This window comes from Sphingomonas sp. BL-S-25 (assembly GCF_055521555.1).
This window is the reverse complement of the sequence record NZ_CM145486.1, coordinates 1690850-1713465: the sequence shown is the minus strand read 5'-3', so window position 1 is coordinate 1713465 and position 22616 is coordinate 1690850. Positions and strand designations below refer to the sequence as shown.

The window sequence follows — 22616 nt, the reverse complement described above, 5'->3', positions numbered from 1 at the left end:
TAGGGAAGCGGCCGATCAAGCCCTGGCGGCAGCTAAGCGAGCGCATCCTGCGAGAGAATATCCGCTTCCGGAAAGAGCCCGAGCCCGCGAATATGCGCTATCGCCGCTGCCGGATCGGCCACGAAAAGAACGACAACCAGGTCTTGCCGAGCACGTGTGCAGCAAACGTAGAAGAGCCGCCTCGTTCGCTCGACGCTGGTTTCACCCCCTTCTTCCAATATCTTTTTGTCCCGCGCGGAAGGCTCCTTCAGACCAAAGTATTTTTCGTAGGAGAATTGAAGGTGCGTGCCTTCGTCGTCGTCGAGCACAACAAGCACGCGATCAAACTCAGCCCCCTTTACACCTTGCTGAGTGGAGAAAGGCGACTCCTCGCTGACGTAAGCCTGATAAGACCGGAGTTGATTGGCCGGGCACTTGAGGAACGCGGCCATCGCATTGATCTCGTTTGAAGGATCTTCCTCCCCCTCCGCTTCGCCGTCTTCGTTCCCTTCGGCGTCGGGTTCGTTCGCTGCGACATCTTCTAGGTAAGCGGACAGTCGGGGGTCAAACGCTACCAAGCGCCTTTCTTTGGCAAGCACCAGCACGTCACGGATGGTCGCCTGCGAATCCGGCCCCATCAGCTCACCAATCTGGGTGCTCACAACCTGAAGTTGATTGAGGCGCTCAGCGACGTTCACTCCTTGCAGGTTAGCCTTCACGAGCAACGGTGAATGGAGGCGAAGCAGTCGCATCGTATCGAAGTCTCGCCCGTCGCGGACCGCCTCCGCAAGCGGCAGAAGAAACGAAACCAGCGGTCGCAGCGGCCAAGCCGTCGCGTCCAGAAATCCATTTTTGAAGGCGTCCGGCGCCTTGTCGTTGAGCGCTGCGTAAAGGTCTCCGAAACCCAATCGCTTCGCCGCCATGCGATGGACGATCACTAGCATCTTCACCGGATCGTTCTGGGCGGCGGGCTGCCAAATCTCGTCATCGTTTGCGTTGGCAACCCACGCCCGAACTTGCGCCACGCGTTCGTCGCGATGGGCGTCGGTAGGCAGGACGAACAGTCGCGCCGTGCCTACGACCGGCACTTCCTCCCCGCCCTCTTTTTTCTTCCGGCCACCGACCTGAACCAGATCGTCGCCGTCGCGCCGGATGGCGTTCGCGAGGTTCAACACCGTGGTCGGCGAACGGAAATTTTCCGGCTTGGGAATCGCCCGCCAATCCTCGGGTTTGGGAACCGTACCGATGCCGGTGGGATAGATGCGTTGCATCGGATCACCGAAGAACCCGAGGCAAAAGCGGTCCTGCTCCTGCCGCTGAACCACCATCAATGCTTCGACGATGACGGGGAAGGTATCCTGGCTCTCGTCCACGAAAACGAACGGAAATTGCTGCGCGACGAGAGTTCGGAAAAGCGGGCGATGGATCATCAACTGCGAAGCCATCTTTATGATGTCGTCGTGACCGAGGATGCCCTTGGCATAGTCACTTCCGGTTCCGTAAGTGAAGGTACGAACCCGAGTGATTGCTTCGCGCTGCTGCTCGTAGCGCACGATATCGCGGGCGTTCTTGTCTCGCGTTTTCTGCTGAACGCGAGTGCCAAAATTGGCGGCGGCGTGCTGCAATTCATCGATCCTCTCGCCGATCCTGGTCGCAACCCAAGCGGCGATGTCTTGCTGGAAGCCGCGCGCGATCGACCAAAGGAAACTATGGATCGTGGAGACGTGAATGATGGGGTTATTCCCCACGTCCGCCCAAATCTCCCCGGCCGCGATCTCGGTATAGGTGATGCAAGCCACGCGCTGCCTCCTCAGCCGCAAACGCTCGCCGTGGATGGCGAGGATGGAGGAGAGCCCCTTAATCAGCGACGTGGTTTTACCCGAACCCGCCCCGGCGACCATATTGAAGCTGGTTGGCGGCTGTGCTCCCAGGCATTGCCGAAGATCTATGTCAGCTTGCGTATCGGGCTGTTGCGCGCGGCTATTCATCGACCACCGCCGCTTCCAATTCGGCCTCTACTTCGAGATCGACCTGTGCCTTGAGCCAAATGAGACCATCCCGAATGTACGCCGGAACCTGCCACTCCTCCGGTCGAGCCGTAAGCACCCCAAGGGCGAACTTAGTCTTGTCGAACTTGTCACCACTGACCCGCTTGTGAAGCCCCGCCGCCAGCGCCGCAGGATCAACCAGCGCACCGCGTAAGCGCAGCCCCAATTTCCTCTGTTGTGCGCTCTGGCACCATGCGGCGTTCTCGAGCCCGAAGGCTTCTTCCAAAGTCCGCCCGGCCAGCTCGGCGTTATGACCATTCCACACGACCGGCACGGGCGTCTGATAGGCCACCCGGACGCGGGTCGTGCCGTCCACCGGGGTTTCCTTTTCCTGCTCCGTCGCCGCGAAAAGATCATAGATCGATTGCTTTGCCGGAAGCCATTTCACGAGAGTCTGGTTAGAAGTGACCGCCCCGGCCACGCCCGGCAGACATTTCCTACCGTAGCGACGGGCGGGCGCAGGGTCGGCGGCTTCGCCAGCCGGTGCGGGCGGAACGTCACCGCCCAACAACGCCTCGAAATCATCCACGCCTTCCTCTTCTGGCGCCTCGACTTCGATCTCAAGCTCGTCATCGTCGTCATCGTCGCCGTCATGGTCCGCAGGCAACAGGGTAACGCTGTCCACGTCGGTGATAATCAGCGTGACGATCCCGAGAAACTCAATCAGCGACTTGAATTTGTGACCGAAGGCACCGCCAACCTCCAGAATGCAGATGCAGGAGGATCGCAGCGATGTCGCCGCCTTCGATATCATAATCGGGAGCAACAGTCGCTCGACGTTGCCCTCCACGAGCACGGCGGCATCCGAGAAAAACAAATCGCAGTGGGTGAGTTTCAGATACCGTTGCAAGAAATCGCGATGTTCTGTTTCCTGCGCATAGAACGCGGAGAGGTTGAGCACTTCGGTTACCTGATCGTTTCCTACCAAATCGCGCCGGAAGTAACGGATCGGCTGAAAGCCGCGCTCGTACAGGATGTGCGGCGAGTGCGTCGTAATGACCGCTTGGCTGGCGAATGATCCCCCGGCCTCACCCGGTATGACCAGCAGGTCGAGTATGTTGCGAATGAATACCTGCTGGAGTTGTGCGTGAAGGTGCGCCTCGGGCTCCTCGATGAAAATGAGATGGAGGGGAGCGCGCTTCTCCTCTTCGGCCTTCCAGCGCTCCTGAAGGTCGAGCACTTCGACCACCATATAAATCAGGTTTTTGAAGCCGAGCCCGTTGTAGGTGTCGGGCAGCATGATCGTCTGCGCGCCGTCGCCCAAGATATAGTGGACGCGCGCGTCCTGCGTCATGATGGACGCAGGATTCAGGGCCGACTTAATTTCGAGCCGTGGGTTATTGAGGCCGGGATAACCCAAGCGCGCCAATCGCTCCAACGTGTCCTTAAAAACTTCCGCGAGATGCTTGTCGAGGCCCACCTCAGACTCGAACAGCGCCTTGAGCGCCTGATGGTCGTCTTGGCGCTGATCGAGATTGCGCTGATAGAAGCGGCTTAGACGCTTCGACAAATCCTCCGAGCGACCGCCGCCGCCGGACACCGTTGATGGGTCCGCGAGGTGCCGCTGCGCGTTCAGGAAATCGACCTTGATGAGCGATTTAAGCACGGCAGCGCCGCCCGGTTCGTTGCCCAGCGGCAGCGGTTGATATCCTTCCACCGCCTGAAACTTCGCATCAAATTGCGTGTGATCGAGGACGAAGTAGCGCAGCTCGTACTCGCGTCTCAGCTCCTCAAGCAGGTAGGCCGACAGCGATTTCGGCCAAGGCACATAATCGCCTGCGCCACCGACCAGCGCGGCCGCCCTCGCCCGGCCATCATCATGAGCGGCGCGGTAACGCTGGATCAGCTCGGCGATATTTTTCGGCGCAAGTTCGACGCGGACGCCAACGAGCGTTCCGGCCCAAGCGGTCGAAGGCAGGATGGGGATAACGAGATAGAGGTCTTCCGCTCCTACCTCGAACCATAGGTCGAGCGAAACGGTAGGAAACTCGGCCTCGGCGATTTCGCCCTCTCGTTCGCCGATCTCATCCAGCAACGGCCAGACATACGAACTGAAATCATACAGCGAGAACGCGTCTTTGCCGCCGGAGAGAAACATCTGCATCGCCTGCGTGGCAGATGTTTTTCCGCTGTTGTTCGCCCCAACGAAAATCGAGATGTCGGATGCGAGCTCGACATGAACGTCCCGAAGCCGCCGAAAATTCCGCAGTCGATAGGAATGTAGGTGCATCGTGTCCCCCCCGGACGTCAGACTATCGGCTGACAACACGCTTGGGAATCTTAAACACACACCCTTTCGGCGGTTGAATCTGAGGGTCCGTGCTGTCCCTAGTGTTGTCGCTTCCAATACAGTTCATGTGCGTGCGCTTTCAGGACCCGAACCGCCGCGACTGAATGTCCGAGCATTGCGCCTTTCTATCCGGCAACTGCCATGAATAGAAATGGCCGGTTCCGGCGGGGTCAGACATTCCCGGCGGATCATCGGAAAGGCATATGTTGGTCGTTAGCTGCCATATGGTTCGGGCTAGCCGCGAATGGCGCCTTGCGGCTCACAAGCAGTCAGTCTGCTGTGCCATAAGCTGCCCGTCGGCAACGCGCCCCATAGGCGGTCGCTCCGGAGGACGCGAAGCGCTCCTGTAAGCTGCCGTTCAAGAGATGTGCCGCGCTTCGCTGAACGCGAGAGCGCTTCCCGCCGCAACGGTGAAACCCCGCTTGCGTCCATGACGAGACCCGATCAGTCTGGCATGACAGGGGAGGGGGCATGGCCAAGGATCTAACCGCAGCCGTCTCCTGACGAGATGGAAGCCGATCTGAAGGTACTCGACGACTTCACGATAGAGCTTGGTAAGCGGCGAAAGGTGAGGTCCGCGGCGCGTTCCGCCCTCGAGAATCCGGTCGGCGCGACGCTGCTCTAGGCGAGCCTGATTTCCGAACATCCCTCCTTGCCAAGCACCTCCTTGGCGATTGCCGCCAAGTGCTCGTGGTGCGTGAAGAACAGGACCTGAGTTGATCGCGACAGCTCCGCGAGCACGCGAAATCCGGCGCGCGAGCGATCGTCGTCGAAGTTCACGAAGAGGTCGTCGGCGAGGAAGGGAAGCCGCACGCCAGCGCTCACAGACTGTTCAAGCGCCGCGATGCGCAGCGCCAAGAACAACTGATCAATAGTTCCTTCGCTCATCTGTCCCACTTCCACAACCGTCTTGCCGTCTTCGCAGAGGCCGATCAGTCTGGGCGTCGAGTCCTGCATTTCGGCATCTAGGCCTTTGTAGCGGCCCAGCGTCAGCGTCTCGAAGATCGTGCTCGCACGGGCGAGCAGCGGATCTTGGTGCCTCTTGCGGTACTTTTCGATCGCCCACCGCAGCATGACCGCCTGGGTGCGCTTCATCAGATAGGCCTCCGCCTGCACCGCCATTTCTGCACGCGCCGCCTCGGCGTCCGCCTGCGCGTCTGCGGCTGAGTGGCCGTCGACGTCGAGGTCCTCGAACCTGCGGCGCGCGTCGCCGTAGGTTCTGGCTGCATCCGAGATCGTGTCATCAAGCGCGTCGGCCTCCCTGATGATCTGCTCCCTACGCGATGCGATCTCGTCGGGCGTGGTCTCAGCGAGCGCTTCGAGCAGCTGTTCAAGTTCGTATCCGTCACCCTTCGCAACGATCTCCGTCTCGAGTTCACGAACCTTGGCACGCAAAACGCGCACCTGCGACGACGCGTCAAGGCGATCCGGGAGGAGGTCGGTGTCCTCAAGCGCGAGTTGTTTCATGACATCCGCGAGGCCGGTTCTGGCCGCTTCTGACTTTGCGTCAGCCTCGCCCTCTTCGGCCGATCGACGCGACACCTCGGCCTTGAGCTCTCGGGCCTGCGCCTCGGAGGTCCGGGCGTTCGCAAGACGACTTTTCAGGACGTTGAGCGGGTCGCTGCCGCCTGGGGCGCAGTCGAGCTTGGCAGCAAGTTCCGCCACGGCGGACTTGAAGCCGTTCGCGTCGCGCTCGATGCCGGCGACGCGAGTTTGAAGGGTGGCCAGCTCCTCGGAGGCGCTGCGAAGCTCGTCGATGATGTCGAAGCGCACATCGGCACCTTCCACCGGCAGATCGACCCCGGCGCGCTCCGACACGGCCTGCCACGCCCCAAGGCCCCTTTGCTCGTCCCCCTCGCGGGAGGCCATCGACCTGGTCAGGGAGTCCGCTTCGTCGACAAGCCTCGCGATTTCCTGTTCGAGTTCCCTTCTTGCGAGCGCCTGCTCCTCGCGTGTCGTCCGCGCGACTTCCGCTGCGGTGAGGATCGGCACGATCATCGGATTCGTCGGAGCTTCGATACCCAGAGCCCGACATAGCGCCGCCAACGCGACCCGCCGGCGAGAATGAGCACGCGCGAGTTCGTCTTCGACGCGGGCTGCAGCTTCGAATGCCTCGATCGCTTCGGTGCGAGCCGCTTGCCACGCGGCCAGAGCGAGCGGTGTAAGAAGTGGAAGTCCCGCCCGCGCGAGACGGTCGTCCCACTCGCGTCTAAAGTCGCTCAGAGCTGCCTCAGCCGCGGTCACGGCGCGGGCGGTTTGTTCTGACTCCAAGAGAAGCCGATTGCGCAGGTCGACCATCTCCGCGAGGCGGCCGGATGCCTCGGCCGACGAGTAGCGCCTATCGGCCAGCGCGTCCGCCTTCTCAACGAGATCGCCGTATGCGGCTGCTCTCCGTTGACCGTCCTCAATGACGGTTCCGGCCGTCAGTCCCTCCCGGATGAAATTCCAATCCGCGTCCCGGACCTGCCTGGCGGCTGCGAGCGCCTCCATCGTCACCGCTCCCTCCGAAACGCTTCCGCGCTCGATCTGCAGCGAGAGGGTCTCGGCCTCGTCCTGAAGCCGTGTGGCAGTGGTGGACGCCTTCTTCAGCTCGGTCTCCAGGTCCGCGAGGCGATCCCGCGCCTGCTGCAGTTCCGCGTCCGATAGCGAAGGTAGCATGAGCAGTTCGCCGGCCGAACCGCTCCAAGGCTTGAGTTGGGCAAGCAGCGCGTCCCGCCGGGCAACGGTCCGGTTCAAGGTTTCGGTTGCCGCGTCGCAGCGCTCGTCGAAGTCGGCGCCAAGCTGCCGGGCCGCATCGACAGCGGAGACGAGCCTGGGCAGGGCCGCGTCCACGGGCAGCTCGGCGAGCCTTTGCTCAAGGCGCGCGAGCCTTGAGCGTACGTCCCCAAGCTCCGATTCCGCCTCGTTGGCAGCTGAGCGCGCGGAAATGATGCCACTGAGGACCTGCCGGAGCTCGGCCACCTGAGTGCGTGTTGGCACGACCGCAATCGCGGATCCGAATTCCCTTTGAAGATTGCTTACCTGAAGTTCTAGCTGCTCACGCTTCGCGGCGAGTCTCGGCAAATCTTCGGCGGCCTTGGTCTCGGCTCCGCGCCGTTCGAGAAGCCTTTCGATCTGTTCCGAGACGTCGAGCACCGCGTCGTCGAGATCGACGGTGCCCAGTCGCCCTTCGGCCTCTGATAGGAGCCGCTTCGCTGTTTTGCGATCGCGTTCCGCCCGTTCGAGTGCGTCAAGGCACTCCCGTGCTTGCGACTCGATCTGCTCGCCGACGACGATGACGTCCCCGAGTTCGCCAAGCCCCTGGTGCGTCCGGGCGCGGGCTTCTACCAGACTGGCGACACCTCGGAGACGATCGAGCGAGCGCAGCTCCTGCTTCAGTGCCAGCCGCTCACCCTCGAGCTTATTCAGTGCCGCGTTAGCTTCTTCCGAGGCTGCGCGCGCATCCGACCACGCCTTCGGCTTGAGGCTCGCGTCTCGAACCGTGCGGAGACTGGCTTCTAAGTTGCGCTCGGCGGCGGTGTAGGTGCGGCTGGCCTTGGCACGCTTGCCCCAGATGCCGTCAGCATCGTCCTCGAGCTTGGCCAGCACCGATGCGACGGCCGTCAGGTTTGACCCCGCGGCGAAGAGCGCCTGACCCGCGTCGTCCTTCGCCTTCACCATCGCTTCGCCGCCTTCGCGCAGTGCGCTCTGATCAAGGCTGAAGGACCGGCCGAACGTTTCCCGCGTCTGACCGCGCAGCATGCCGACGAGCGGCGCCTCATCCATCGGCTTGTCGTCGACGTCGACCAGCGTCCCGCTGCCGCCCTTCCGTCTGCGGACGGCGATCTGTCGGTCATCCTCCTCTAAAAGGGCGCCTATGCGAAGCAGGGGATAGTCGAAGCGGAAGTTGTAGGGCGACCGGATAGGAATGCCGAACAGAAGATCCGTCACGGCGGCCATCGACGTGCTCTTGCCGGCCTCGTTCGCGCCATAGATGAGGTGGAGGTCGGAGGCGCCCGATCGGAACTCGAGGACGCGATCCTCGAAGTGACCATACTTCTCCAGACTGAGCTTGGCGAACCGCATCAGGCGTCTACTACCAGGCGAGCCCGCAGTGCGGTCGCGCTCACTTCGAGGATGCGGCCCCAGCTGCCGGCTTCGGCAAGCGCTCGCAGTTCGTCCACCTCGGGCGCTCCGAGCGAGGACCTGGCCGAGACGAGGAACGGTTCGAGCTCCCCGCTCAGCTCCGCCATGAGTTCGGGATCGGAATGCGCTTCGTCGATGATCTCGGCGAAGTCGAGACCAGCTTCCGGGCCTTGGGCGGCAGGCGGCGAGGTTACCTTGCTGACCACCTTCTCAATCCAGAGATCGGGCGAGATGGAGGTGGCGATCGCGCAAACCTCGTCGCGGAGTTCTGCAGCGCGGTCCTTCAGCGTGCCCGCGATCTCCGAGGATCCGTGAAGCGAAACACGGACGATCAGCGGTCGACCTGCGCCTTCGGTTGGCAAGGCGGACCCCAGAGCGGAACGGATCAGGTCGGTAACGCCGTCCATCCGGGCATCTGTGCAGTCCACCTCGATCCTGCTCCAGCGAAGCACGTCCAGCTCGACGGGCGTAACGGAGGTCACCTGCCTGTCGGCCACCTCCACGAGCACCGCGCCCTTCGGACCAGTCTCGCGGATGTTCCGTCCTTGAAGGTTGCCAGAGTACACGATGTGCGGTTCGGTGGAGACGATCTCCTGGGCGTGGACGTGTCCTAGGGCCCAATAGTCGTAGCCCTTCGCCCTCAGGTCGGGAACGTCGCATGGGGCGTAGGGCGCGTGCCCAGGAGCTCCGGAAAGAGCGGTGTGGAGCAGGCCGACGTTGAAGGCGTGCGGGATCGCGTCGGGGTATTTCTCAACGAGGTTGTCCGTGACCGCTGGCGTGGCGAAGCTCTGGCCATGCACCGCGACGCCGAGATCTTCCAGCAGGTGGGTCTGAGGCTGACGACTGCTGAAAAGCCGCACGTTGGCGGGCCACGGTATCTGGCGGGTTATCACCGAGGCCGCGTCGTGATTGCCCGCGAGCAGAAAGACCGGGATGCCTCCTCGATTCAGGCGGCCCATGGCGTGGGCGAAGTAGAGACCGGTCCCCATGTGCTTCCAGTCGCCGTCGTATAGGTCTCCGGCGATAACCAGGAAGTCGACATGTTCTCGGAGCGCTAGGTCGACCAGGTTGTCGAAGGCCGCACGGGTCGCACCGCGGACGTCTTCAAGCGGAATGCCCTCGTAGCGCGCGAGGCCGTGAAGCGGACTGTCCAAGTGCACGTCCGCCGCATGCAGAAATCGGAAGCTGCCCATTTACCTCCCCCCGGTTCGTCATTTCTCTGACGAACGAACGCCACGGTGCCCCATGCTTGGCTGACATTCAACAATCCGAGGCAACATAGCGAGCGTGCCGAGGCTCCGGAATAGGGTCAGCCGCTTCGCCAGACCGCTACGACTAACGACTTTTCGTTAGCAAGAGCTCGAATAGCTGGCCAATGGCTAATTTGCAGTCCGCCGTCCGACCTACTGACTCCGCAAGATACCCATGACCGCAGCTCCGGGCAGAACTCCAGCGAAAGTCTGCTATTACGCAATCTCAGCTTAGAACCTGCCGGGTAGCTTACGGCCCCGTTCCAGTCGTCAAGGCTTGCTATAAACCGCCTCTCAGTCATACCGTCGCCTGTGGTCAATCTGTTCGTCGGCATTACGGACCGCAGCTGGTTCGATCTGCTGTCCCAGGAGCAGCCTGAAGAGGTCAACTTCTGGCAGCCTAGTGGCTCGCGAAACTTCCGCGCGATCTCCGTCGGCGAACTCTTTCTCTTCAAGCTTCATGCGCCCAACGATTATATCGTCGGCGGCGGCGTATTCAGCCATGCTTCGAACGTGCCGCTGTCGCTGGCTTGGGAGGCGTTCGGGATCAAGAACGGGGTGCCGTCGCTCGTTGAGATGCGGCGTCGGATTGCGCGATATCGTCGTGACGAAGCGCTGCTCGATCCCCGCGTTGATCCGCTGATCGGGTGCCGGATCCTGACCCAGCCCTTTTTCTGGCCGCGCGAAAACTGGTTGCCTGTACCTCAGAGCTTTGCTCGCAACATCGTCACCGGCAAGCGATATAGCGCCGACCAGGCGGAAGGGCGGTACCTCTGGGATGCCGTCGTGGCGCGATCGACCTTGTTGGCTCCTCCCTCCTTTCAGGAGCCTGCGGGGCGATATGGCGCACCTCAAATGGTCCGCCCGCGCCTGGGTCAGGGTGCATTTAGGTTGGCGGTAACCGATGCGTATGAGCGGCGCTGTGCCGTATCGGGCGAGAAGACCTTGCCGATCCTGGATGCGGCCCACATTCGCGGCTATGGCGAAGGCGGCGCCCACGATCCGGCCAATGGTCTGCTCCTGCGCACAGACATTCACCGGCTGTTCGATCTGGGTTATGTCACCGTGTCCGACGATCATCGGTTCGAGGTCAGCCACCGGCTCAAGGCGGACTTCGACAATGGTCGCCATTATTATGATTTGCACGGCACGAGCGTTCGGCCGCCGCGCCCTGGCTATGCACCGCCGGCGCTGGATGCCCTCGCATGGCATCGTGAGAACCGGTATTTGGGATGATCTCTACCGATGCTCTCGATGCGGCCATGCGCCAGACTGCGATCGCTCATCTAGAGCGACTTGCGGCAAGTCGGCCGCTCTCGTCGGAGGATCTCGCCACGGGCTTTATATTCCGCGGCGAGCGCATCCCCCTGGTCAATATGCGGCGCGGTATCTTCAAGCCGCAGGTCATGCGCTACCTCCTCAGCATTCGGACCGTCTTCCCGCGCACCGGTGCTCGAATTTGGTATGATGATCAGCGGCGGGTTCACGAGCAAATCCACGCGGGTGAAGAACTGATCGACTATGCATTCATGGGCACCGATCCGGAGGCAGCCGACAATCGCTGGATGCGCGAAGCGATGGAGGCGCAGGTCCCGGTCATCTATTTCCTCGGCATTGCCCCCGGGCGCTATACCGCAATCTACCCCACCTTCATCGCGCATTGGTCTGCAGCGGACCTCGCCGCCAAGCTTGCCTTCGGGATGCCTCTCGCGTCGTCGGCGACTGCAATGCCGGCAGCGCCGGAACGGCGCTATGCCTTGCGCCTGGTGAGCCAGCGCCTGCATCAGGCGACGTTCCGAGAAGCGGTTCTGACCGCCTATGACGGTCGCTGCGCGATCTCCCATCTGCCCGAGCGCCGCCTCCTGGACGCGGCCCATATTGTCGCTGACCGGGACGAGCAGTTGGGCCAGCCGATTGTCGCGAACGGGCTCCCGCTCTCCAAGGTCCATCATGCCGCGTTCGACGCCAATCTCATCGGCGTCGATGCGGACTATCGGATCCATGTTTCCGAGCAGCTCTTGGTGCTCAACGACGGTCCTATGCTTGAACAGGGCATCAAGGCGATGCGGGGTCGTAGCCTGTTGATGCCGGCGCGCGACTTAGACCGCCCCGACCGCGACCGCCTGGCAGCGCGCTTCGAGCTCTATCAGGCTGCGAATTGATCAGCCGAGCTTGTCAGCGCATGCCGGGCCCTCGCTGGCCATTTCAGAGGTGTTGATGCTTCGCTGGGCCAGATGCTCTTTCATATGAGATCGACTTATCGATCCAACCTGGCTGTGGTCGAACGTGGCCCGTTCCATTCCGGTACCTGCTGGTCCTGACGCAGCCGCAGGCGTCGCCATTCGAGCGCGGTGAAGATGTCGTCCAGACTGGCACCGCGCTCGATCGGGAGCGCGGCATCGGCCTCGCGCAGAAAGCGGGCACCCAGTGCGGCGTCTTCAATCCAGGCGGACTGCCACCAACTGGTGACCCGTAAGCGTGCGCCGGCCATCGCCGACTGGCTGGGAAGGCGGTCGCGCTTCTGATGCTGATTGATCCGCCGGTCGGCCGGCATGAGGTTCCAAAGATCGCCGCACGGCCAAGCCGACCAGGGCAGGCAGTGGTCGATGTCGAGCCGCGCCGGGTTGAGGTGTTGGCCGGACCAGACGCAGCTGACGGGAAGGCGACGCGCAAGCAGGCGCTCGGCCGCCGTGCGTCCGAGGACTGTGTCGCGTAGCGGCTCCTCCCAAGCGAGCGCGGCTTCGGCTGCGCCAGGCGGGAGCGACCGCGACATGCGCTCGGCATAGCCGCGCATCAGCCGCGCCCATTCCGCGATCAGCACCGGCTCAACCCAGGCGCCGAGCCGGGTCAGCGTACGCCAGACCGGGCCGGGCACGGAGAGGCTGCCCCATTTGCGGAGCGTCTCGACATCGAGTGTCAGCGTCTCGGTCGGCCGAGTGGCGCGGGCCTTGCTGGCGCCGAAGACGCGTCGGTCGGTGCCGGGATAACGCGTAAAGTTCGCAGGCATGTTGGCGATGGTGGTTGCAGCCTCACTGATCGCGGCGGCTACCGCAGCTGCGCGGTCGCCGGCGAAGCTCGCACCGGGTCGCAGGTCGAGCGCGGCGAACCCGTCGGCGAGCAGCGCGCGGAACCCGGTCTTGGCGAAGCCAAGTCCTTCGGGTCCGCTGTTGCGCGGTGCCTGCGGCAGGCCAGCGCGAACAAGCGGCAGGTACATTCGGACCCAGTTCAGCGCGACCAGCCCGAGCGGAACCTCGACCGTATCCGGCTCGTCATGGCTCGGCCTGGCGGTTGCGGGGGCGACGTCGGCAACACGGGCGACGGAGCGGAGCAGCGCCAGCTTGTAGGTCGACGATTTATCGTCGGCGAGCACGATTCCGCGGATGAGCGGCAGCGCACCGCTCCCGTCGTCAGGCATGCGCAATACGACATGGGTCCAGCGAACATCGCCGCGGCCTATGCGATCGCCACTCGGGACCGCCCGGAGAAGTTCGAGGCCGTGCACGCGTGCCAGTCCCTCGATCTCGCCCAGGCTCACCTCGAACATCGGCCGGTCCGCGGGGGCAGCCCCTTCGCGAAGCGTGAGGATGATCAGCCCGCCCGGCTTGAGCAAAGTGACCAGCTTGCGGAACGCGCGCGCCCGATCCCCCGGCGCGATATGCTGCCAGACCGCTGCCAGCTGGATCAGGTCGTAGGCCAGGCCGAGCCCGTGCACCTTCGCCAGGCTCGGGAGCCGATCGTCGAGCCAGCGTATTGCCGGATCGGGGTGCCGCCGCTGCCCCTCGGTGCGCATGCCCGCTGCCGGCTCTACCGCAACCACCTGATAACCGCGCGTGACGAGCCACGCGGCATCGCGGCCAGAGCCCGCGCCGACATCGAGCGCCAGTGCGTCGACCGGATTGTCGGGCAGCAGGTTAAGGATGGGATCGTGGACCCGCAGTAGCGCCGGGTCGTCATAGCGTGCGGCGAGCGTGCTGGCCTGGGCATCGTAAATGCCGATCGCCGTCTCGCTGGCGGTCATATGGCGATGCGATCTTCCGGCCCGCCGAGCGCGCTCAGCCTCCTCCCGATCTCCTGCCACCGGGTCACGCCTGCAGCGTCACCGGCCAGGGTCAACGCGCCGATTCGCTCCGCGACGAATCGCGCCGCCAGGCTCCCATGGATCCTCTCGATCGCGAGCGCCTCCGCCCAGCGCTCCTCATCCTCGGTCACGACTGCGCGCCCCTGCTGTCAGCCTTGATTCTGGTTCCCGACATCGAAGCCCCTTTTGCGTCGCTGTGCGAACGCTACGAAGGGAGGCGGATGGCGGCAAGTGGTCGAGCCGTTGCGTCGCCGCCCAGTGTCGTGGGCACATGCTACCGGGATAGAGAGGCTGATGCCATGAGCGCGGCGATCAGGCCGGACACCGCGCGGACGCGGCGACGGTGGTAGCGATCGAGCGCTGCGGCGAGCGCGGATCGGTCAAGCTTGCTGAGAAAGCCCTGCAGAAGCGCCTGCTCCTCGATGATGTCGTCCAGCAGCTGCGGCTCGACCTTGCGAATCGGCGCCAGACGATCGTTCAGCTGCTCGACCGCGCGGACGTGCTCGGCATTGCCGCTAGTGCGTGCGATCGCGAGGAAGAGGGCGGGCAGGGGGATGGGTGTGTCCTGCGTCGGCGCGATCGTGCCGGGGCCTTTGCCGGTGGCCGGCCGCATCGCGCGCGCCGCGAGCACGAGGATCTGGCCGTTCCAGTCATAGAAATCGCGCAGCGCGGCCTCGGTCAGGAGCGGCACGCGGAAGCCATTGTGGTTTGGCGCTTCGACCAGTCGCTCGCCGGTGAGCCGGTGCAGCGCGTCACGGATGGGCGTGATGCTGGATGCGAGCTGCTCCCCAAGCAGGGTCGGCTCGAGCGGTGTGCCGGGCGGCAGCTCGCCCTCGGCCAGCATGCGCTTCAGTTCGTTGTAGACACGCTCAAACGTCGCGCCGGGGCTCATGGCCTGCGTTCCGCACGCTGGTTGGCGACATGCGCCTCGATCATGGCCTGCTGGTCCGGCCGGAGCGCATCGATTGCTCCGAGCGGGTGGCTGGTCTGCCGGTCTAGGAGGACCGACGGGCATTGGCCCTCGTAATTGCCGAGATTGGGCCGGTGCTGGCGGTAGCCGACGAGCGCGGCGAGCTCTGGCGCGAAGTGCCTAGCCGTCTCGGGCGGATAAGCGAGCCACTGGTTCTCGTACGGCTTTAGCCAGCCCAGGCAGTAGCTGACGATCGCGCCGCGGCGGGTTGCCGTGCTGCGATTGCCGCCGGCACCGTGCAGCGTCGAGCCGAGGAACAGGAGCGCGTCGCCGGGTTCGAGGTCGATCGCGATGGGTGTGATTTCGGCGCTTAATTCAGTGGCGCCGCTGCCATGGCTATCGGGCCAGATCAGCGTGGCGCCGTTGGCCTCGTGGTACGGCGTGAACGGCCACATCACATTGACCAGATATTCGATTGCACCCGTCGGTCCGCGCCACATGTCCTGGTCGCGGTGCGGCAGCTGCGGCAGCGCCTGCGGGTGGAGCGCGATCGCCTGGGTCAGATTGAGCTGGATGCAGTCGCACCATGGCTTGAGGACCTGCTCGGCGATGGCGAGGATCTCGGCATGCATGACGAGCTCGGCGGCGTGGGTGCTGCAGGCGAGCAGCCGTCCGAAGCGTTTGGTGCGCTCGCCGTAGAAGCCACCCTGGCAGAAGGGCGTGTCGGCGAAGGCTTGTGCGAGGTCGTGGTCGAGCGCCTCGATCGTCTTGGTACGGAGGGCCTGGCGCAGGATGCAATAGCCCTGATCGAGCAGTTGCTGGGTAGCGTCGTGGGGCGTCGGTGCGACGGGTCTGGGCTGGCTTGCCATCATGCTGCCTCCCGCTCGGGTTCAACCTCGGCATGGATGCCGTTGGCCGCAAGCAGCGCGGGCGTGTCCGGGGTGATCTCGATCCTGAGCGCCGCGAGCATCATGCTGCCGATCCGGCGCGGGCGGCCGAGAGGCTCGGCGTGCCAGCCGAATTGGAGGATCTGGTCGAGCCAGCCCTGCTCGGCGACGCCGGTATAGGTCGTGATGCCGTGCTCAAGTGCATAATGGGCCAGTGCCGCGACGAGTGCGTCCCGCCAGCGCCGGCGATCATCGGCGCGCAGGGTCCGCTCGAGGCAGAAGCGGGTGATCTCGAAAGTGTCCGGGCCGGTGGGCGGCGGCGCGTCGCACAGGTCGCCGAACAGGTCGCCGAGGATGTGCGGCCGGGTCGTCGGCAGCAATCGCGCCGAGGCGAGGTGGTTCTGGTTTGCGTCGGTGAGGATCAGGTATTGCGCATGGATGTCGTCATACCGGTCGACCTCATATCTGCCGGCGAGGACCGGCAGGTCCCAGCCGAGCAGGTCGATGAACACCCGCTTCCTAGCCTCGAACATCGCGCGCATCGCCGCGTCGCTTGCTGCACTCTGGTCGTCTTGCATGAACAACATCGCCGGGCTCCCCTGGTCGTGGAAAGCCCGGATGCTGTGCTCGCGCGGCCCCGCTTGCCATTCCCCAGAAATGGGGAGTTTTACCGGGTCATCGCATCGCTGAAGGTGAGCGCCCCGTCATAGAGGGCATGGATCGCCAGCTGGGTCCGGTTGAAGACCCCGTAGCGCTTCCGGGCCTCCTTCATGTGCTGGACCGCCGTATCATGTCCGATGCCGAGGATCTGCGAGATTGCCCAGTCCGACTTGCCGCGCGCTGCCCAATAGATGCAGTCGCGCTGCCGGTCGCTGAGCCTTGGTCGCTCGGTTGCGGCGCGGCGCACGCCCGACAGGCGGCGCGCGGCCTCGAATGCGGCCGTCCCGACATATTGGGTGAGCGGGATCCAGTCGGATCGGAAGCCTCGCCCATGCGCGGTCGCGAACGAGCACGATCCCTCGGATTCGCCGGGCATGTGCGCTGGCACCGTATAGCCGTCGGCGAGGCCCGCGCGCCTCGATCGCGCGAGTATCTCTTCATCGCGGCGCGACAGGTCGATGAGCTCGCCGAGCATCGCCCAGGAAAAGCCGAGTGCGCGCAGGTGGCTCGCCCGGTGCACCGGATCCGAGCGCCCCAGTTGTTCGCTGTCGAAATAGGATTCCCATTCGGCCGGATAATTGTGGAGGCGGATCGCCGGCCGGGCGCCGGGCATGGTCTCGACATGATGGGTCAGCGCGAAATAGCGAAACCCCATCTCGCGGGTGATCGCATCGACGAGCCTGGTGAGCTCGGCGACGCTTGCCGCGGCCTCGGCCGCCGTTGCGAATTGCTGTGCTGTCGCGATGACCATGAGCAGTGCCACACCGATATGGGACGCGCCCCAAGCCGCTGCGTCCGTGACCGAGCTTGCCCTGCTCCGCTGCGTCGCTTTCCCGTCGCCGCCGCGGTCGGATCGATAAGCCCTTGTCCCTAATCGAAATCCGGCGGCCGGGCAAACCTGCACCATGCGGGGTGCGATGGTGTCTGTCTGCAAGCGGGTCGGTTCTCCGGCACCTTGTGCATGAGGTCGGCGCCTGACGGCCGGCCCGACTGGCGGGCCAGCGCGCCGTACCGCGCGTTGGCCGGGATCGATCGTGCCGGTCTCGCCTGGGAGTGGCTGCGCCGCGATCCGGGCTATGCCGCGACGAGCGCCCGGCTGCGCCGCGTGGGCGCAGCGGCCCGGCATCTGGAGACGGAGGTGGACGCCCGGCCTTTCGGGCTGTGCTTTCGCCGAGGACGCACGCCTGAGCGCACCCGAGGCCCGGCTGCTCTGGCATGCCGATCTCGACCCTTTCGTCCTGCAGGTGCGTGCAGTGCCGACGCGTGGCGCAGACCCCGATGCGATCGACTTGGCCCGGCTGATGCGCTGGGCGACGATCGTGCGCGGGGGCGACCGCGAGCATGTCGCCTTGTCCGATGGCTGGCACCGGATCCGCATCGACGTGGTCGAGGGAACCCTCGTAGAGGAAGGCCCGGCCCGCCTCGACTATCTCCTCTCCGGCCTGACCCATGTCGATGCCCCGGTGCTGACGCTGCGCCGCATGCTGGGCCTCTGGCGCACCGGTCGGTTCGCCCGCCGCCTCTATCCGCCCGAGCCCGGGCTGCCGCGGCGCCTGGAGACATTACGCGTCGGCGATGCGATTGCGGCGGGAGCGTCGTATCGCGAGATGGCAGTCGCGCTCTATGGTGAGGAGCGTGTCCGCAGAGAGTGGCGGGGGCGTTCCGACTTTCTCCTGTCGCGCGTGCGCCGTCGCGCAGCCGAGGCTCGGGCAATGGCGGCGGGAGGCTGGCGAGCGCTGCTGCGAAACTAGGTGGTACGGCTCGGCAGGACGCCGTCATGATGGCGGTGCGTGAGAGCGGTCGATGATCGTCTTCAGAGACGGGGCGAGACGGTGACTTCCTGTACGGCGAAAGCCGACAGGTTTTCTGCTGCATTTCGCGGTTCGGTGGCGAGCGCGGCTTCGGTCTGCAACGTGCGCCGGTTCGATCGCATCGTCGCGCCGCTATGATTGCACAAGGTACGCGGTTCGGCCGAAATCCCCGATTGGGAACCGCCTTCTGCGACCCAGCAGCGTGGCGCGACATGCCCGGTTATTCCGACCTCGCCGCTTGTCTGCGCCTTCGCAGGTGCAGCAAATATAGTTAAGATGAAGGTAACCGAAGATGCAACGAGCCGCACGACGGGCCAAGTACGAATCGGATTTGCCATTTCCCGAACCATAGCAATGCAATGAATAAACCGAGATTATTCTCCCTGTCATCACAAAAAATCACACCATCATGATGGTTGCCTGTTGCGAATGTCTCGGTCGAGATCCCTCAACAATAGTCCGACAAGGTGTCATCGAGTCCGACTAGAGGGAAGGTGCGCTTATGTGCGGGCACGCTCAAATCCTCCCGTAGCCTGATCGATGCCGCCATCGCGAACCCCAACAGTTTGCCGTGGTGAGTCATGCAGCGACCCCGCCCAAACCCCTCGTGAGTCAGATTTCACAGGTTTTGGTATAAATCGCGCTGATCGCCCCCGTTCCCGCCGGCGAGTGAAATCGTTGCTTCGGGTCGACGTCGCTTGCAGAGGCCGCTGACGAGCGGCGCACGCAGGCCTATTTCATTCTGCCACTTTGGGCGCCCTGCAACCCGAATCAGGCCCCGTATCAACTGGATCGCCGGTCATTAGAGCCGTTTCGCAGTAGCCCTTGATACTATCGTCGCTCACCATTCCGGCGTTCCACGCTTCCCAAGCTGCGCGCATGCGTTTCAGGCGTTCCGGTTCGTGCGCAGCGCGGTTGGCATGTTCCATCGTGTCCACGGAAAGGTCGAAAAGGAACGGAAAATCGCCAAGCTGATAATATTTCCAGTGGCCCTCGCGCATTGCGCGCTGGCGATGCCCCTGGAAGCGCCAAAATAGCGGGCGATTGCGATCCTCCTTTCCTGCCAGCGCCCGCAGCAGCGAGACTCCGTCCCGCGCCGGTCGTCGCTTGTCGGGTATGCCGGCAGCGTCGAGGAAAGTCGCCATCCAGTCCATGGTCAGATTGGGAAACGCACTTTCCTGACCGCCAGCGACCCTGGCAGGATACCGCATGATCGCCGGAACGCGGATGCCGCCTTCCAGCAGAGATCCCTTCTTGCCTCTGAACGGCCACATGTCTGAAAATCGTTCGCCGCCATTGTCGCTCGTGAAGACGACGATTGTCTCTTCCGCCAGTCCGAGATTGTCGATTTCGGTCAACAGCCTGCCGATATTGCGGTCTAAGCTTTCGGTCATCTGCGCGTACACCTGCAATGACCCGCCATCGCGATGCATGTCTTGCCTGCCGAGTTGGCTATCCTCCGGTCCCTCCCATGGCCAGTGCGGTGCGTTGAAATGCAGGCTCAGCAGGAAGGGCTGGGCCCGTGTCGAGAATCGTCGCAAAGCATCGATTGCCTCATCGGCGAGGATCGTAGTCATATAGCCGGCGCGCTTTTCAGTGGAGTTCCCCCTACGCAGGGCCGGCTTTCCGAAATACTCATGCGTGAAATAGTCGATGCCGCCGCCGAGGAAGCCGAAGAATTCGTCGTATCCGTGCGCCAGCGGCCCCCCGGTCGGCGTGTCGCCCAAATGCCATTTACCGACCAGCGCGGTGCGATAGCCGGCGTGGCGAAGGGCACTGGCCATGGTGACGTGTCCCGGCGGGATCGCTTGATCACCCCAGGGTCCTGCGCTGAATGGCTCGACAAGTCCGCTGCGCAAACGCAGGTGATATTGACCGGTCATCAACGCCAACCGCGTTGGCGAGCATACCGGCGAGTTCGCGTAGCTGTCAGTAAATCGCACGCCTTGGGAAGCCAGTCGGTCCAGCACGGGTGTCCGAATGTGCCGCGACCCGTAGCAACCGAGATCCGCATATCCCATATCGTCGGCGAGAATGAATATGATGTTGGGCGCGCGTTTAGATGCTCGCGCGACTGCCGGAAGCGCGAGACTGGCCCCCGCCGCCGCCGCGCCGAGCAGAACCGCGCGGCGTCGGATATTGTCGGTCATTGCCATCTCGCTCAGTCCTTTCGCGTGATCAAACCTTGGCCAAACCCGGCCGGTCCGGTTTCTGATGTGACTAAGGTGTCACAATATTAAATTCGGGACTGAACTTGTCGAACAAGGTGAAAAATTCCGCCGCCTTTCCTGCGTCACCCCTGACAATGACCGCATTGGTCGTCACCCCATCAGCAAACGACAACGTGCCAAGCATTAATTTATCATACACCTCGTTCGACACCGTTATGTTTGCTTGGACGTTGCTTTCCGGCGACCTACTGTATCGAAACAGGCCGTCATGGACCGACACGTAGAAATCCTCGTCGGCAAAAGTGATTTTGATGCGGATGTCGGCCGTTGACGAGCGTTGCGGCGACAATGCAACACCGGAGTAATCGAGCAGCATTTCTGGCGAAATCTCGCTTATGTAATCTTTGGCTCGGGCGTTGACGGGAATTGGCGCAACGCCTTTTCGCAACTCAAGCGCAGCCGTGAGATAGATGTTTCGCATCGTTGCCGATGTCTGCTGATATCCGAGTTGCGTCAGTGTCCGTGCCTGAAGTTCGCGCGCCGCACGGTTCTCCGGCTGCGCCATGATGAGGCGGTTAAGCACCTCCGCGACCCACCGATACCGGCCTTCCGAATAATCTCGCTTTGCTCGCCCGATAATGGCTTCGGCACCGCCCATGTACTCCACATAGCGATTTGCACTTTGGGCGGCCGGTAGCTTGTCCAGATTTGCGGGGTTGCCATCATACCAGCCAAGATAGTGCTGATAGACGCCCTTCCCCGCGCTACGCAGCGTTCCGTAATAATCCTGCATCGGCCAGGATACTGCCAGTTCACGATTTCTTTCAAGATTCTCGCCGACCTCCTCAAGGGTGCTGCCCTTGTTGATCAGATTCAACGATCGATCGTGGACCAGCTTGTAGAAATCGCGGCTCTGCTCGAGGAACGTCCGAATTTCGGCGTTGCCCCAGGTTGGCCAGTGATGCTGGCCGACAACAACCTGAACGGTCTTGCCGTAGGTCAAAAGGGTCCTGTCGATGGTTTTCCACCACTTCGCAGTATCGCGCACTGGCGCACCACGTGGCGTGAGAACGAAATGCACCGTTCTCGCGGTCACTTCCGCCATGTTCAGGACGCCCGACTTGGGAAGATAGAAAATCAATTCGGCTGGCGCCTCCGTATCGTCTGCCGGCTGAAATTCGAACTGCACGCCATCGATTGAGCGGCTTTCGCCCTCGCCAGAAATTTCGACCGTCGGCGCGATGAACGATTGGCGGCCATTGGCTACGCCGGCACCCAGGCCTGCGCCGACGGTACCGAAAGGCGTGCGCGGGAGAAGGGCGCCCGAGAAATAGATGGTCCGCCGCAACATCGCCGTTCCGGCGGTAACGTTTTCGCCCACGGCCTCCTGGAGGAAACCCTTGGGTGCATAGATCGCAACCTTACCGGATGCCACGTCCTCGCGACTAACCACCCCCGCGACGCCGCCGAAATGGTCCACATGATTGTGGGTATAGATGACCGCAACCACAGGCCGCCGCGGCCGATGAGAGTAATAGAGTTCCAGCGCGGCACCGGCCGATTCGACTGAAATCAGCGGATCCACGACAATGATGCCGCTGTCCCCTTCGATCACCGTCATGTTGGCCAGGTCGAACCCACGCAGTTGGTATATGCCGTCGACGACCTTGAACAGCCCATTAGCAGAGTTCAGCTGCTGCTGCCTCCACAGCAGCGGGTGGACGGTCGCGGGCGCGGGCATGTTCCGGATTGCTTCGAAATCGGGAAATGTCCAGACTACTCGCCCGTTGGCATCTTTAATCTGGCTGTCCGCAGAGCGGGCGATCAAGCCTCGCTCTGCGTTCTTGAAGTCCGTTTGGTCCGACCAATCGAAACCGGCCTGCGATTCCCGAAACACCCGAGCGGTCGCAGGCGACGCACTCTCATCGAGAGAGGCGCTTTGCGCCCACACCTCCGAAAGACCACCAAGCAGCATGGAACCCGTCGCACTCAGGCCCATGATCACACACTTCGACCGCCGCGCGACGTTTCTATTCATGCAATCTCCGACATTGCGTTGGCCCGGCCGTCAATCCGGTCGGGAAAGCCGCTGGACATGGATGCAGGCGTCGTTGCGCGGCCCGCAACGGTGGTTGCCGGGCCGCCGCGACCGCTTGTCGAGCTCCAGGCACGGACGGAAGCGTTACCGCTGACACGTGGCCGGCTTGGATCTGCGGGCGACCTCATCTGTGCCTTGCAAAGAGTTTGCAAAAGCCCAAGCAGTGTGCATTGCACGTTCCGTACCTCTCGCCTGCCGTCATCCGCACCGAGCGACGACAGCGCGCCAGCAGCAATAGGCGACCTTGCGAGCCGTTGTCGGCTTGGCTGGAGCGCCCGCATCATCCCCTCGCTGCAATTCTCTTCATGT

General features: G+C 63.2%; 16 protein-coding genes and 1 pseudogene. 4 read left to right on the top strand and 13 right to left on the bottom strand.

What is annotated here, in order from left to right:
* Positions 1-32 precede the first annotated feature (32 nt).
* The 4 genes from ACZ1H8_RS08170 to ACZ1H8_RS08155 form a co-directional block, all read right to left on the bottom strand.
* Complete coding sequence (locus ACZ1H8_RS08170; protein WP_465180826.1) at positions 33-1967, bottom strand: UvrD-helicase domain-containing protein; 1935 nt, start codon at positions 1965-1967, stop codon at positions 33-35.
* On the bottom strand, positions 1960-4257 hold the full coding sequence (locus ACZ1H8_RS08165) for an ATP-dependent nuclease (RefSeq protein ID WP_465180825.1): 2298 nt from the start codon (positions 4255-4257) through the stop codon (positions 1960-1962). Before ACZ1H8_RS08165 ends, ACZ1H8_RS08170 begins: the two co-directional genes overlap by 8 nt.
* Before the next feature lie 681 nt (positions 4258-4938).
* Positions 4939-8382 carry an ATP-binding protein gene (locus ACZ1H8_RS08160; RefSeq protein ID WP_465180824.1) on the bottom strand — a complete coding sequence of 1148 codons (3444 nt, stop codon included), beginning with the start codon at positions 8380-8382 and terminating at the stop codon, positions 4939-4941.
* Positions 8382-9635, bottom strand: a complete 1254-nt coding sequence (locus tag ACZ1H8_RS08155) for a metallophosphoesterase family protein (protein WP_465180823.1) — start codon at positions 9633-9635, stop codon at positions 8382-8384. Before ACZ1H8_RS08155 ends, ACZ1H8_RS08160 begins: the two co-directional genes overlap by 1 nt.
* A 369-nt stretch (positions 9636-10004) precedes the next feature.
* Between ACZ1H8_RS08155 and ACZ1H8_RS08150 the strand changes: the two genes are divergently transcribed.
* Together ACZ1H8_RS08150 and ACZ1H8_RS08145 are read left to right on the top strand one after the other, a co-directional pair.
* Positions 10005-10928: an HNH endonuclease gene (locus ACZ1H8_RS08150; protein WP_465180822.1), complete on the top strand. Its 924-nt coding sequence runs from the start codon at positions 10005-10007 to the stop codon at positions 10926-10928.
* Entirely contained in the window at positions 10925-11854 is a 930-nt protein-coding gene (locus tag ACZ1H8_RS08145; protein WP_465180821.1) for an HNH endonuclease, read from the top strand. The genes ACZ1H8_RS08150 and ACZ1H8_RS08145 overlap by 4 nt, the downstream gene beginning before the upstream one ends.
* Positions 11855-11949: 95 nt before the next feature.
* On the opposite strand, the gene ACZ1H8_RS08140 is transcribed toward ACZ1H8_RS08145, so the two are convergent.
* The 6 genes from ACZ1H8_RS08140 to ACZ1H8_RS08115 form a co-directional block, all read right to left on the bottom strand.
* Complete coding sequence (locus ACZ1H8_RS08140; RefSeq protein WP_465180820.1) at positions 11950-13710, bottom strand: methyltransferase domain-containing protein; 1761 nt, start codon at positions 13708-13710, stop codon at positions 11950-11952.
* Positions 13707-13901 carry a DUF6961 family protein gene (locus ACZ1H8_RS08135; protein WP_465180819.1) on the bottom strand — a complete coding sequence of 65 codons (195 nt, stop codon included), beginning with the start codon at positions 13899-13901 and terminating at the stop codon, positions 13707-13709. Before ACZ1H8_RS08135 ends, ACZ1H8_RS08140 begins: the two co-directional genes overlap by 4 nt.
* 143 nt (positions 13902-14044) lie before the next feature.
* The gene (locus ACZ1H8_RS08130) at positions 14045-14662 is read right to left on the bottom strand and encodes a GntR family transcriptional regulator (protein ID WP_465180818.1); all 618 of its coding nucleotides are present in this window, start codon (positions 14660-14662) and stop codon (positions 14045-14047) included.
* Positions 14659-15552 carry a phytanoyl-CoA dioxygenase family protein gene (locus ACZ1H8_RS08125; RefSeq protein ID WP_465180817.1) on the bottom strand — a complete coding sequence of 298 codons (894 nt, stop codon included), beginning with the start codon at positions 15550-15552 and terminating at the stop codon, positions 14659-14661. Before ACZ1H8_RS08125 ends, ACZ1H8_RS08130 begins: the two co-directional genes overlap by 4 nt.
* Entirely contained in the window at positions 15549-16154 is a 606-nt protein-coding gene (locus ACZ1H8_RS08120; RefSeq protein WP_465180816.1) for an acyl-homoserine-lactone synthase, read from the bottom strand. Before ACZ1H8_RS08120 ends, ACZ1H8_RS08125 begins: the two co-directional genes overlap by 4 nt.
* 80 nt (positions 16155-16234) lie before the next feature.
* Complete coding sequence (locus tag ACZ1H8_RS08115; protein WP_465180815.1) at positions 16235-16978, bottom strand: LuxR family transcriptional regulator; 744 nt, start codon at positions 16976-16978, stop codon at positions 16235-16237.
* A gap of 210 nt (positions 16979-17188) precedes the next feature.
* Between ACZ1H8_RS08115 and ACZ1H8_RS08110 the strand changes: the two are divergent.
* Both ACZ1H8_RS08110 and ACZ1H8_RS08105 read left to right on the top strand, forming a co-directional pair.
* Positions 17189-17338: pseudogene (locus tag ACZ1H8_RS08110) on the top strand (transcriptional regulator domain-containing protein); the annotation flags it as partial.
* The gene (locus ACZ1H8_RS08105; protein WP_465180814.1) at positions 17304-17978 is read left to right on the top strand and encodes a DNA -binding domain-containing protein; all 675 of its coding nucleotides are present in this window, start codon (positions 17304-17306) and stop codon (positions 17976-17978) included. The pseudogene ACZ1H8_RS08110 and the gene ACZ1H8_RS08105, both read left to right, overlap by 35 nt.
* 62 nt (positions 17979-18040) lie before the next feature.
* On the opposite strand, the gene ACZ1H8_RS08100 is transcribed toward ACZ1H8_RS08105, so the two are convergent.
* The 3 genes from ACZ1H8_RS08100 to ACZ1H8_RS08090 form a co-directional block, all read right to left on the bottom strand.
* Complete coding sequence (locus tag ACZ1H8_RS08100) at positions 18041-18376, bottom strand: hypothetical protein (protein WP_465180813.1); 336 nt, start codon at positions 18374-18376, stop codon at positions 18041-18043.
* A gap of 399 nt (positions 18377-18775) precedes the next feature.
* Positions 18776-20188 carry a sulfatase-like hydrolase/transferase gene (locus ACZ1H8_RS08095; protein ID WP_465180812.1) on the bottom strand — a complete coding sequence of 471 codons (1413 nt, stop codon included), beginning with the start codon at positions 20186-20188 and terminating at the stop codon, positions 18776-18778.
* Positions 20189-20258: 70 nt separating this feature from the next.
* Positions 20259-22247, bottom strand: a complete 1989-nt coding sequence (locus ACZ1H8_RS08090) for an alkyl/aryl-sulfatase (protein WP_465180811.1) — start codon at positions 22245-22247, stop codon at positions 20259-20261.
* Between the last annotated feature and the right edge of the window lie 369 nt (positions 22248-22616).